This window comes from Neoehrlichia mikurensis (assembly GCF_019186785.1).
Taxonomy (GTDB): domain Bacteria; phylum Pseudomonadota; class Alphaproteobacteria; order Rickettsiales; family Anaplasmataceae; genus Neoehrlichia; species Neoehrlichia mikurensis.
On the sequence record NZ_CP066557.1, the window covers coordinates 1,010,655 to 1,024,229 of the forward strand.

Consider the following 13,575-nt stretch of genomic DNA (forward strand, 5'->3'; position numbering starts at 1 on the left):
TAAATAGTATAATACTAATGCCTTATCTTAGCACTGATAAAGTTAATTGTAAAATTTTATTGTGTAATAGTTATTGTTTTTGGTTAAATAAAGTAAAATTTGTAATGTTGGATTGTAAATTCGTTATTGGCGCTATTAATAAAAGTTCCTTTCCTAATTCTTTGGTTCCTGAAACTGCGATTGTTGGAAGATCAAATGTTGGAAAGTCTAGTTTAATTAATGCAATAACTAAAAATAAAAAAAATGCAAAAGTATCTTCATTGCCAGGATGTACAAAACAAATTAATTTTTATTTAATTAATCAGGGATCTATGATGCTTGTTGATTTACCAGGATATGGTTATTCAAAAGCAGGTAAAAATTTGATTATTAATTATATTAATCTTATGGAATATTATTTATTACATAGAGAGAATTTACAAAAATTAATTTTGCTTATAGATTCTAGAATAGGATTAAAAGAAATAGATTTAGATTTCATTAATTGGTTAGAAATTCATCAAATATTTTATTATGTAGTTTTAACAAAAATTGATAAAGTATCATGTGAAAAATTATCTGACATTTTATGTATTGTAAAAAAAAAATTACTAGGGTTAGATTTTTTACTTGATCCTATAATGACTGTTAGTAGTAAAGATAGAAAAGGAATAAAAGAATTAGTGTATTACATAATAAAATAATCAATTTAAATGTTAGGAATGTTATAAAATTTAAAGGTTAATAAATGGGAGTCGGTTTATGAAATTACACAATATTCCAAATAATAAGTATGAAAAAATGGAATTCAATGTTGACCAATTTAATAAAAATGATGAATGGTTAAATAAAGCAAAAATTTTATCAGAATCTCTTCCGTACATACAGCAGTTTTCAGGTGAAACATTTGTAATAAAATATGGTGGTGCTGCTATGATAGATAAAAATTTAGCTGAAAGCTTTGCTCATGATATAGTATTGCTAAAACAGTTAGGTATCAATCCAATAGTAGTACATGGAGGAGGTAATAAGGTTAATGAAGTTTTGAAAAAATTTGGTAAAGAAAGTACATTTATTAATGGTTTGAGAGTTACAGATGCTGATACATTAGAAATTGTAGAGATGGTATTATGTGGTTTAATAAATAAAAATATTACACAATTGATAAGTAAATCAGGAGGTTATGCTATTGGATTAAGTGGAAAAGATGCAAATTTAGTAGAGGCCAAGAAGATTTGCTGTACTTTTAAAGATGATCAATCGAATAATGTAGAAAAAATTTTGGATATAGGTTTTGTAGGTGAACCTAGTGAAGTAAATACAGATCTACTATTTTTTATGGAAGAATCTGACTTTATACCAGTAATAGCGCCTGTGTGTGGTGGTGAAAATGGAGCAACTTATAATGTAAATGCTGACTTAGTTGCAGGGGCAATTGCTAATGCATTATCTGCAGCTAAATTAATTATTTTAACAGATGTTAATGGTGTTAGTGATGGTGATGGGAATTTACTTTCTGAAATTTCAATTAATGAAGCTGAAAATTTGATATACAAAGGAATTGCTAATGAAGGTATGATTCCAAAATTGCAAACGTGTATAAAATTTGTTAAGGAAACTTGCGGGTTGGCTCATATTATTAATGGTAGAATACCTCATGTATTATTATTAGAGTTATTTACTGTACATGGGACTGGGTCTATGATATTAGAATGTGATTCATATAGTGAATAATTTTAGTTCTAAGTTTAAGTGTTTATTATTTTAATATAATAAAAAATTTATTTTACTAAGAAAGGTGATGTGTTATTTTAATAATAAGATAAAATATAATTTTGTTACGTAATTGATGTATAAAATTAAAGAATAATTTAGCTTTAGTTATAGGGCGCATGGTTTTTACTTACTATTAGTAGTGTTATTAAAATATTTGAAATATTGTATCTTTTTTTTTATTTGAGAAATGCTATTAATATAGAAGCTACTAAAATGTTAGGATATATAATATAAGATAAATGCTATATACTAACATTATAACAATGCATTTATATAACGATAAAGATAATTTTAATGAGAATTATTTGTTATAGTAATAACATACAATTTTTTTTCATAATGTGGAAAAAAAACATCTCAATTCTTTATGATGTAGATCTATTGTATTATAATATTATTTAGAGTGAATTTATCTGTAATAGGTATAATATAAAGTTGTACAGGTTTTATGAGTTTTATAATATGTTAATATAAGACACCAATGTAATAAGAAATGGAGATAAAAATAGGAACAAGAGGAAGTTTACTTGCAATGAGGCAAGTATATGAGGTGGAATTATTATTAAAAAAAAATCCTGAGCTTATTATACAAATTATAAAAATCAAAACTTCAGGCGATAATGCTGTTGATGTACCTTTATATGAAATAGGAGGAAAGGCTCTATTTTTACAAGAAATAGAAGAGTCATTATTAAGAAATGAAATTGATATTGCTGTACACTCAGTTAAAGATGTTCCTGCTTTTTTTTCTGATAACTTAGTAATTCCATGTATTCTTAAAAGAAATTCACCATATGATGTTTTAATTTCATCAAAATATAGTAGTATAGAATCACTTCCTTTTAATGCTACTATTGGGACATCTTCAATTAGAAGAAAGGTTCAGCTTCTTGCCTTAAGACCTGATTTACGTATTGTTCCTTTAAGAGGTAATATTGATACAAGAATTGAAAAATCTAAAAATCTTGATGCTATTATACTTGCTGAAGCTGGATTGAATAGAATAGGGAAGCAGGAAGTTATTAGTGAAGTTATTGATTCAGGTATAATGTTAAGTGCAGTAGGGCAAGGTGCAATATGTATTCAATGTAGAGCAAATGATGATAAGATTTTATCTATAGTACAGCGTTTAAATGATTATAAATCTTATATGAGTATTATGGCAGAGAGGGCTTTTATGAAGGCAGTTGATGGTTCTTGTAATACACCATTAGCTGCTTTTGCTAAATATATTGATGATGATATCCTACGTATGAGATGTATGCTTTCTGATAGTAATAGCATATTATTTTTAGAACGTGAATTTTTAGAGAGTGAGGCAAAAAAAGTAGGATTTGAAATGGGTGTAGAATTAAAAAATAAGCTACTTAATTTTAAGTAAATGAATCTTTATGTACATATTAGTGTATAAAATATTTTTAATTAATAAAACACATTGTAATGAAAAAAAATTATTTTAAATACTTATATTATTATATGACACAATTGATAAATCTTGATAATTATTAATTTTATTATTAGGATGATATATAAATAACATTTTAGATAATGATGTGAGTGCTATTATTTATTTTTTATATAAATAGCATTGAGTATATATCAGGTATGTATTTTAATACATATTAAAATATGTTATTTAAAAGTAGAACAGGTATGATGTTGTTGAAGAATGTATTATTTGTATAGTTGATGATATGTAAAGAGTTACCTCCTGTATTAGGGCAATACCGTAAAGGAGTTCAAATGAAAAATATGACTTGGTTTAATGTTGGTGGTATTGCTGAGGTTTTATTTAAACCAGCAAATATTGATGATCTATCTTATTTTATTAAAAGTGTAGACTTTCAAGTTAATGTAATAGGAGTGGCCTCGAATCTTATTATAAGAGATGGATTGATTAAAGGGGCAATAGTAAAATTAGGGAAAGGATTTACAAATATATTTTGTAATGCTACTACTATTACTGTTGGTTGTGCTGTGTTGCTTGCTAATCTTGCGGTTTTTGCAAAAAACAATGGTATTTCTGGATTTGAATTTATGGTGGGAATACCTGGTACAGTAGGAGGAGCAATTGCTATGAATGCTGGAGCGTATGGGTATGATATATCTTCAGTATTACAATCTGTTAAGGCAATTGATGAAAATGGGAATATTCATGTTTTATCAAAAAATGATATAGGATATTATTATCGTGGAAATTCATTAAATAATAACTGGATATTTATAGAAGCAACGTTTATTGGTAAAAAATTGCAAAAAGATGTTATTGCAAGCACGATGGATAAATTGATATGTAAAAGAAATCATGATCAACCTATTAGAGTCAAAACAGGAGGGTCAACTTTTAAGAATCCTACAGGATATAAAGCGTGGGAATTAATAGATGCTGCTAGTTGTAGAGGAATGAAAATGGGTGGAGCTATGGTGTCTGATAAGCACTGTAATTTTTTAGTAAATTATAATAATGCTACTGCTGGAGATTTAGAAAATCTTGGAAATAAGGTTAGAGATAAAGTTAAAAATAAATTTAATATAGATCTTGAATGGGAAATAAAATTTTTAGGATAAGTGATCTGAGTAATATAAGTAATCGTATGAAAATAAAAAATATTAGCGTAATTAGGTTTTTATATAAAAAATAAGGTTATTATAAACTTAGCGTATACTAAATAATTAAGTAAAAACTTAATTTTGATTGCAGTAGATAATTTTTATTTAATGGACTGTATAAAATTAGTGAATATATAAAAAAATCATTTAATCTTTTACTATTTTTAGATATTAATTTTTTATAAAAAATTAAGACAACTTATACTATTATTAATATTTCTAATTTGTGTTTGTTTGAGTATCAAGTTATATTTTATACATTAACTTTTTGTATATTTTTTTATGTTTTTATAAAATATCTTTATACCTAGTAAACAATAGAAAGAAAATAAAATAGAAGTAATAAAAGTCATAAAAACAGGACAACAAAGTCATAAGTTAATTGCTTACTTCTTATATGTGTACTATGTAAGTAATTTAAATGAGTTTTTTAGTTATTTCTTTTAACCTGAATAAATTTTTCTGAATGAGTCTTGCTATAATATAATTATCAAAAATAACTAATGCTGCATAAAATTTAATATGTATTTATTATGTTTATTTTAAATTTACTAGTTTTTTTAAAAGTATTTTGATTTATTTACATATTTCGGTATAACTTGCTTTTATTAATAAATGATGATAATATGCTTAATTAGATATTAAAGTGATAAGTATGTAATAACGTTATGGCATTCTAAGTATTTTATTTTTTATGTTGTAAACATATATTTATCTATACACACTATAAGATTTTAGTATTTTAAAAATATATTATATGTAGTATTATGTAATAATAAGCTACAACTTTCATTAAATTATATATTATAAATTACATAAGAAATATAGTTGATAATCCTAAAAATATTAAAAAAGATATAGTATCACTAGCAGCACATATTATTATAGATGATGATACTGTTGGATCAGACTTAAAAAAATTAAGAATTATAGGAATTGATGCTCCTAAAAATGTAGCAATAGAAAATGTAATTATCATTGAAATGCTAAATAATATTTCCATTGTTATATTATGAAATCTTATGATTATTATCATTGATGCTATTGATGCGAGCACTAATCCATTAAAAAATCCTACACATAATTCTTTCATTAATAATCTATGAGAATTTCTATAATTTATTTGTTTTGTTGCTAAAGCTCTTATTGTAACTGTTAATGCTTGTAACCCAGCATTACCGCTCATTGATGCAATTATTGGCATAATGACAGATAATACTACAAATTGCTTAATTGTATTACTAAAAAGATTAATGACCATTGAACTTATAGTAGAAGTAAGTAAATTTATAGCTAACCATGGAAGCCTTTTAATAACAGTCTTAAACAAGGAAGAATTGATGTCATTATTTGAGACCATACCAAGATGTAATACGTCTTGCTCTGCTTCTTGCTGTATGACGTTAATAATATCATGTATTAGTATTGAGCCAATAATATGACCTTTTTTATTAACTACTGGAGCAGATAATAATGAATATTTCCGAAATATTTCTGATACTTCTTCTTGTGTTATACCTGGTTTTATAATTTTTATGTCGGTATTCATAAGCTGACGTATAAGCTGATATTTATTTGCGCGTATAATAACATCAAGGCTTATCATCCCTATGGGTTGTAATTTAGAATTAATGACGAAAATTTCATAAAATTTATTGTTTGATTTTCCACTATTACATAGATAATCTATTAATTGGCTAATATTCCAGTGCTCTGGTACTATTGCGATATCCTTATGTATTAATCTTCCGGCGCTTTGCTCAGGATAAGATAATAATTCTTTGATAAATATAGCTTTGTCATTAGGTAATAAATTAAGGATTTTAGTTTGCTCTTCTTGATATAATCCTTCAATGATTGTAACAATGTCTTCTGTATCAAGATCTGAAATTAAAAAAGCAAATTTTTCTATTTTTACAATATTTATAATTTCTTGATGTAATTCAGGAACAAGATGTACTAACGTTTCAGATAATAATTTATCATTAATATTAAGCAATAGTTCCTTGCGGTATTGATATGTAGAGGTAATTAGAAAATAAGCAATTTGAACATTATCAACTTTATTGATGATATTTTTTATAGCAAGGGAGTCCTTGTCTTCAAGTGCTTTTATTAGCAAATTACTAATTTCTTCATTTAATAAATAACTAGACATAACTCCTGAATACTTATTTAAACTTTATTTATAATAGCAAGCTATCATGTTTATACTTAACTGAATATTATTTCAATAAAATTAGTAAATAATGTTATTACTAGTATTTATTGATTAATTTTTTTAACACTTCAAAAATTATCAATAAGTATATTTACTATATAAAGGTTCTATAATAAATGCAAGTGCTGGTAAATATATTACTTGTACTGATATAAATAGATCCTTTACATGTCAAATATCTTATATTGATAAGCATTTCAGAAGATAATATTTGTAATATAGAGGAGATTATTACTATATGACTAATATTTTGATCAAGATTAGATAAATATTTGATAAATCTAATAATCTTGACTTTTATTATTTCTAAAAAATTCGGCTATTATTAGAGAATTTAAAGTAACTGTAATAGTAGGTATTTGTAGTTTTTATTTTAATAAATCTATATGTTGTATAATATTTGGTGTTATGATATTGAATTTGAATTGACTTTATAAAAATTGTTTGTAGTATTGTTACTCTTTTACTTAATAAGCAGCCCTTGTGGCGGAATGGTAGACGCGGTAGACTCAAAATCTATTATCTGCAAGGATGTGCTGGTTCAAGTCCGGCCAGGGGCACCATTTAAATAATGAGGTCCTTTATGGGATTATAATTAATTTTAAGTACAATTTTTTTGAGATTTTAGTATTATGTATTAGTGTTTATACTAATGTAGGGTAGTGAGGAGTTGATGAGTGAGGAAAAAAAAATACAAAAACAAAGTATAACTAATGCTATTGGAGAAGTAGTGAAAGTTATGCCTGCAATTGTAGATGTAAAATTTAAAAATGATCAAGTTCCAGCAGTGCTAAATGCTTTGAAAAGTAAGTTGGATTATAATGGGAAAAAAATTACATTAGAAGTTGCGCAACATATTAGTGGTGGTGTGGTAAGATGTATAGCAATTGAAAGTACTGATGGGCTGTCTAGAGGTGACGAGTTTGTTGATACAGGCTATCCTATATCTGTACCTGTTGGGAGGCAAGTTTTAGGTAGAATTTTTGATGTATTAGGTAATACAATAGATGGATGTGGTGATCTTCCTTTAATACAGAATTCCTCTGTTCGTCCTATATATTCTTCTCCCCCGTTATTAGTAGATCAAAAAGTTGCAACAGAAGTACTAACAACAGGGATTAAAGTTATAGATTTATTGGCACCTTATTTAAAAGGTGGAAAAGTTGGGTTATTTGGTGGAGCTGGGGTTGGAAAAACAGTTTTAATTATGGAACTTATACATAATATTGCAAAAGCTCATGAGGGATTTTCTGTTTTTGCTGGTGTTGGGGAACGTACCCGTGAAGGTAATGATCTTTATCGTGAAATGATAGAATCAGGAGTAATAAATATTAATTGTCCTGAAAAATCTCAAGCAGTTTTAGTATATGGACAAATGAATGAGCCACCTGGTGCTAGAATGAGGGTTGCTTTAACAGCTTTAACAATGGCTGAATATTTTAGGGATACTGAGGGCCGAGATGTATTGTTTTTTATTGATAATATATTTAGATTTACTCAATCTGGTTCTGAAGTATCAGCCCTGTTAGGAAGGATTCCTTCTGCTGTCGGTTATCAGCCAACTTTAGCTTCTGAAATGGGTGCAATGCAAGAGAGAATTACTTCTACATGTAAAGGATCTATTACATCAGTGCAGGCAATATATGTCCCAGCAGATGATTTAACAGATCCTGCTCCTTCAACTTCTTTTTCTCATCTTGATTCAACAACTGTTCTTTCAAGGCAAATTTCTGAACTTGGTATATATCCTGCTGTTGATCCGTTAGATTCTACGTCTCAAGCTCTTTCTATAGAAGTTGTAGGAGAAGAGCATTATAAAGTGGCAAAAGATGTACAATTTATATTGCAGACTTATAAATCTTTGCAGGATATAATAGCTATTCTTGGAATGGATGAGCTTTCAGAAGATGATAAACTATTAGTTGCAAGAGCAAGAAAAATACAGAAATTTTTATCACAGCCTTTTCATGTTGCTGAAGTATTTACTAATTCTCCTGGTAAGCTTGTATCTTTAGAAGATACAGTTAAAGGTTTTAGAGGTTTAGTAGAAGGGGAATATGATGATTTACCTGAATCAGCATTTTATATGGTAGGTAATATAAATGATGCAATAAAAAAGGCAGAATCAATAAAATAGGATGGTATGAATTGTGCAAAGTATTACTGTAAAATTTACAACACCAGATTGTGAAATAATATTTGATAACATTTACTCATTATCTACATCTACTAATAATGGTAAGCTTGTTATTATGCCTAATCATGAAAAATTTATTATGAACTTATGCCCAGGATTTGTGATACTTAATGATATATTTAATGTTACTACTAATGTAATAGCTGCAAGTGCTATTTTAAGTGTATATGATAATATGTGTAATATTGTTGCTGATATAGCATTTGTTTATAATAAAAGTAATATTAAGAGATTAAAAGAAATAAAAAATCTTTTTGAAGATAATATACCTAATGTTATTGATAATAAGTTATTATTTAATATTCTAAGTCAAGATTTGAAGTTTATTAATAAGGTACTAAATTGTGAAAATATTTCTTGATACTGCTGATATAGATTGTATTGAAAAATGTAATTCCACTGGGTTAATAGATGGCATTACAACAAATCCAATACTTTTATCTAAATCGAGTAGTAATAAAGTATGTAATGATTTAATATCAAAAATATGTAGTATAGTGAAAGGGCCTGTTAGTGTTGAAGTAATATCAACATGTTGTGATGATATGATAAAGGAAGGATTAAAATTAGCAGATATTTCTTGTAATATAGTAGTAAAATTACCGATGACATATGATGGTATTTGTGCTTGTAAAGTGTTATCTTATGAATATAATATTAAAGTAAATGTTACATTATGTTTTTCTGTAGCGCAGGCAATATTAGCTGCAAAAGCTGGAGCTTATTTTATTTCGCCATTTATAGGTAGATTAGATGATTTAAGTTATGATGGATTAATGGTAGTTAAAGATATATGTCATGTCTATTCACAATATAATAACTTTACTACGCAAGTGTTAGCAGCATCTATAAGAAATCCTTTACATGTTGTTAATGCTGCAAAAATAGGTGTTGATATAGTTACAATTTCTCCTACAATATTTAAGCAACTTTTTACTCATCCACTGACGGATATTGGATTAGAAAGCTTTTTACAAAATTGGCAAGAATCTGGCAAGAAGATAATATAATTATATCTGATGTAAGATGAATACTAATATTTTATATTACACAATATTGATTATTAATGTTACGTTACGTAAAGTAATATATAATTGCTAATTTTAGTGTTAAAAAGTTGCTTATAAGAATGTTAAATATACTATAAATAAAAGTTAACTTGATTTAACATATTTTAATATGTGATATTTGTTTAAAATTTGTATTACATATAAATTTATAAAATGGTTAACACTAATTTTATTAAGATTTAATGTAAAAAGTTATGCTTGCATTTTTATAATATAAGTATGTTAAGAGATAATCAATAAGATAGAATAATCTATATTGTATACAAACATAATTTTAGATTATAAATTACTAAATAAAATAATGTATTTGTGTATAATAATGCTTCATAGTGATTTTTTAAATAATGTCATCATAAAAATAGTTGGTGTTGATTTAGATAAGATTGCTGATATACTTATTTAAAATAGGTGATGGTAGGGGTTTTTCATGGAAGTTGGTATATTGCCAGATGGTGATGTAATAATAGATCAAAGTTTAAAGCAGTACATTGAAAGAATTGAAAGATTAGAATTGGAAAGAGCAGAGATAGGTGAATCTATTCGTAATGTATATAGTGAGGCAGAAAATGAAGGTTTTCATCCTAAAGTAATGAGGCAAATAGTAAAATTAAGAAAAATGGATAATAGTGATTTTACAGAACATGAAATGCTACTACTAACTTATAAAAAAGCTTTAGGTATGCTTGTTAACTTAGATGAATAAACGTATTATTGTTGGTATTACTGGTGCGTCTGGTTCTATTTATGCAGTGCGCTTATTGCGTATACTAACTGAGACATGTTATGAAGTACATCTTGTTATTACTGATTCTGCAAAGATAACTTTAGGGCATGAGCAAGGACAGGATGCTATTGATAATTTAAGGCAATTGTGTTCATTTTATCATGATGTTCATAATGTTGGTGCAGTTATAGCTAGTGGCTCTTTTGAAGTAGAAGGTATGATAATTGTACCTTGTTCAATTAATACTATGTCTGAAATTGCTTGCAGTCTTGCATCTAATTTATTAACAAGGTCTGCTGATGTTATGCTGAAGGAAAAAAGAAAACTTATTTTAATGATTAGAGAAACTCCTTTACATTTAGGACATTTAAGAAATATGAGTACTTTAAGTGAAATTGGTGCTGTTATTGCACCTCCTATACCATCATTTTATAATTTACCAACCACAATAGATGATTTAGTTGATCATTCTATAAGAAAAGTATTAAATTTGTTTGATATTAAAGGTAGTAAAGATATTTCTTGGAAAGGTATTTGATAGTTTTGTATATATAGAATTTGTACAAAATTGTGCAAATCGTGCTATGTAGTAATAATTTTTATAAAAAGTACTTGCTACAATATATATTTTAATATACGCTTAAGGCTATACTTTTTTAGTATTTTTCGCGGGGTGGAGCAGTCTGGTAGCTCGACAGGCTCATAACCTGTAGGTCATTGGTTCAAATCCAGTCCCCGCAACTTTTTTCTAATAGCTTCTAATTATAAAAATTAGCAAGGCTTGTTATTATTATGTATTTGTCAATTATATTATTTTTTTTACTGTTATGTGATCCCATTCTTTTTTAAGATTATCATCTTTTTTATTGATTGTGCTTAATAAGACATATTGAATATAAGCAGGATATTTGCAATATTGGATATATGAAAAACCTTTATAGGTATTAATTTTTTGATCTTATATTATAAGAGTTAGTAATACAAATATTCTAATATTATTTGTTTTTAATCTGATTTTTTAATAAAGTTCATTAAAGTATAACAGATAAACAACAAATTTATTTGAATAATAAATAGATAAATACTTGCATTTAGATAACAAAACATCTTTATTAAATAGTTTTATTGATTAAGTTAGTAATTCTTTTAATAATCAGAAGAGTTATAGTGCAACAAAAAAGAATATGCCTTGTTATTTTTAACTGGATTCATTGTAGCATAGGTAGGCTTTTTCTTCTTTCTATTATTGTTTTCTTTATATTTTTAAATTAGAAATTGAAACTACTGGATTAATTTTAATTTTCAATGATTTTAGTAATATTATGTTAAATATGATTTTTAATAATTATTTAATAAATTAGTTTTACTATAATAATAAGATTATTTTTTAATTTAATGACTGTAAAGAGTAATATTAAATTCAACTTAAAGTTGTGTGTTATATAAATCATAATAAGATTAAGATTTTTGTTAAGTATCATTATTATAGATAGGTAATAAAATGGTTTACTTAAGTAAGAAATTTTCAAGTTATTTATAATTATAGGTATTAAAGTTTAATTTAAAGCAAGTTAGAATACTTATAAAATTAAAACAATTAGTACCATGATATGTATATAAAAATTATATATCAGTATAGTTTTAAAATATTTTAACAAAAATAATCATTAATTAAGTGCAGCAAGTAAATTAGCAATTAAGATTTTTAATTTTATGATGTTATTACTTGTCATTATATTATGGCAAAAATTACAATTTTAACGATAAAAAATCATCTTAAGTAAAAGTATTACTAGAAGTCTAATTTAATACAAATTAATGTAGGTATGTTTATGACAACACATTTTAACAATTATAAGAAAAATGTTACTAGTAAGAGTGACACATTTGCTACTACAAAGTCAGTTAAAAACAACAGAGTATTTAATAACGTAAAAGCATCAATTCAGAAGGAAGAAGAACCTATTTATGATACGGTAAAAGCACCAATTTTAATATATTAGAAGGTGATAGATTAAGCTCTAATGTACAAAAATATCTTAGTATTTAATGAATTTATTATAATAAAATAATTGTCTTTTTTGAAGAAACTGTTATTAAATTTATATACTTAATATAAGAGATCATTATATATAACTTATTATCTTTTATGTAAAGATAAGTAAGTTGCCTTTATAGTTTCTTGATTTTAAGGAAAATTTTTTTTGGTTATTTAAGAATTTATACAAAGATTTTAAAATCCAGTAAGTATTGGTATATGTATTATAAATAATTGTTATGTTTTTAACTATTAAGCAATTTTATTTTCATTACCACTATAACGATAAGGAAAGAAATTATAAGTATTGGTGATATCCATAATAGATAAGTCTTACTATTATAAGGTGGTATATTGGAAATTTTATTACCATATAATTTTCTAAGTTCAATTATAATTTGTTTATCTGTATACCCATTAGTGATATAATTTCTTATTGTTGTACGCATATTATGAGCAAATTGTGATTGAGATTCATAAATTGACTCACCTGAACATACAAGACATTGAATTGTTTGGAACAATTTTATAGCACGTAATTCCATATTATTATTAGTTAATGTATTATCCAATGAAAAAGAAAAAGCAAAATATGATGGAGTAATACATACTAAAAATAGTAATATTATTATTTTTTGTACTATGCTATTCATATTAATTAGTATAATATTATTTAATCGTATTAAAACCCAATTTATTCTTTATAAAAGTAAAAATATAATTAAATATTATATGATTTTTTATATAATATGCTTATGCATTTTTAGCAACTATTTATAAATATTTTATTGTCTTTATAAAAAATCTTGATCTAATTTGTCTATGCAGATGAGTGTTTCTTAGTAATTTAAAGAATTATTTTGTTAATGTTATAAAATGTTTATAGAATTAGAAACGTATTTTTTCTTTCTTGTACAAGGTATTGCATTTTATTTGCTACTCAAGAGTTTATCGAATATG

General features: G+C 25.7%; 12 protein-coding genes and 2 tRNA genes. 12 read left to right on the plus strand and 2 right to left on the minus strand.

Annotated features, from left to right (window positions below; translation table 11 throughout):
* The first annotated feature begins 104 nt into the window (after window positions 1-104).
* The 4 genes from yihA (at window position 105) to murB (ending at window position 4,323) form a co-directional block, all read left to right on the plus strand.
* Window positions 105-683, plus strand: coding sequence for a ribosome biogenesis GTP-binding protein YihA/YsxC (yihA, locus tag HL033_RS04045; protein ID WP_218194529.1), 579 nt, complete (start codon window positions 105-107; stop codon window positions 681-683).
* 58 nt (window positions 684-741) lie between these two features.
* The gene (argB, locus tag HL033_RS04050) at window positions 742-1,713 is read left to right on the plus strand and encodes an acetylglutamate kinase (protein WP_218194007.1); all 972 of its coding nucleotides are present in this window, start codon (window positions 742-744) and stop codon (window positions 1,711-1,713) included.
* A 535-nt stretch (window positions 1,714-2,248) separates the two neighbouring features.
* Window positions 2,249-3,136, plus strand: coding sequence for a hydroxymethylbilane synthase (gene hemC, locus HL033_RS04055; protein ID WP_218194008.1), 888 nt, complete (start codon window positions 2,249-2,251; stop codon window positions 3,134-3,136).
* A 308-nt stretch (window positions 3,137-3,444) separates the two neighbouring features.
* Window positions 3,445-4,323 (plus strand): UDP-N-acetylmuramate dehydrogenase, encoded by an 879-nt coding sequence (gene murB, locus HL033_RS04060; RefSeq protein ID WP_218194009.1) that lies wholly within the window; start codon window positions 3,445-3,447, stop codon window positions 4,321-4,323.
* A gap of 853 nt (window positions 4,324-5,176) precedes the next feature.
* On the opposite strand, the gene mgtE is transcribed toward murB, so the two are convergent.
* Window positions 5,177-6,523 (minus strand): magnesium transporter, encoded by a 1,347-nt coding sequence (gene mgtE, locus HL033_RS04065; RefSeq protein ID WP_218194010.1) that lies wholly within the window; start codon window positions 6,521-6,523, stop codon window positions 5,177-5,179.
* A 540-nt stretch (window positions 6,524-7,063) separates the two neighbouring features.
* Between mgtE and HL033_RS04070 the strand changes: the two genes are divergently transcribed.
* From HL033_RS04070 to HL033_RS04105, 8 genes are all read left to right on the plus strand, one after another.
* A tRNA-Leu gene (locus tag HL033_RS04070) sits at window positions 7,064-7,149 on the plus strand.
* A gap of 110 nt (window positions 7,150-7,259) precedes the next feature.
* Window positions 7,260-8,723: a F0F1 ATP synthase subunit beta gene (gene atpD / locus HL033_RS04075; RefSeq protein WP_218194011.1), complete on the plus strand. Its 1,464-nt coding sequence runs from the start codon at window positions 7,260-7,262 to the stop codon at window positions 8,721-8,723.
* Window positions 8,724-8,736: 13 nt separating this feature from the next.
* The gene (locus HL033_RS04080) at window positions 8,737-9,144 is read left to right on the plus strand and encodes a hypothetical protein (RefSeq protein ID WP_218194012.1); all 408 of its coding nucleotides are present in this window, start codon (window positions 8,737-8,739) and stop codon (window positions 9,142-9,144) included.
* The gene (fsa, locus tag HL033_RS04085) at window positions 9,128-9,793 is read left to right on the plus strand and encodes a fructose-6-phosphate aldolase (protein WP_218194013.1); all 666 of its coding nucleotides are present in this window, start codon (window positions 9,128-9,130) and stop codon (window positions 9,791-9,793) included. The genes HL033_RS04080 and fsa overlap by 17 nt, the downstream gene beginning before the upstream one ends.
* Before the next feature lie 487 nt (window positions 9,794-10,280).
* Window positions 10,281-10,556: a DUF2312 domain-containing protein gene (locus HL033_RS04090; protein ID WP_218194014.1), complete on the plus strand. Its 276-nt coding sequence runs from the start codon at window positions 10,281-10,283 to the stop codon at window positions 10,554-10,556.
* A complete protein-coding gene (locus HL033_RS04095) occupies window positions 10,549-11,115 on the plus strand; it encodes a UbiX family flavin prenyltransferase (RefSeq protein ID WP_218194015.1) in 567 nt (188 codons plus the stop codon). The genes HL033_RS04090 and HL033_RS04095 overlap by 8 nt, the downstream gene beginning before the upstream one ends.
* 129 nt (window positions 11,116-11,244) lie before the next feature.
* Window positions 11,245-11,318 (plus strand) — tRNA-Met (locus tag HL033_RS04100).
* Between the two features lie 1,091 nt (window positions 11,319-12,409).
* Window positions 12,410-12,580: a hypothetical protein gene (locus HL033_RS04105; RefSeq protein ID WP_218194016.1), complete on the plus strand. Its 171-nt coding sequence runs from the start codon at window positions 12,410-12,412 to the stop codon at window positions 12,578-12,580.
* A gap of 280 nt (window positions 12,581-12,860) precedes the next feature.
* On the opposite strand, the gene HL033_RS04110 is transcribed toward HL033_RS04105, so the two are convergent.
* Window positions 12,861-13,268 (minus strand): cytochrome c-type biogenesis protein, encoded by a 408-nt coding sequence (locus tag HL033_RS04110; protein ID WP_218194017.1) that lies wholly within the window; start codon window positions 13,266-13,268, stop codon window positions 12,861-12,863.
* Between the last annotated feature and the right edge of the window lie 307 nt (window positions 13,269-13,575).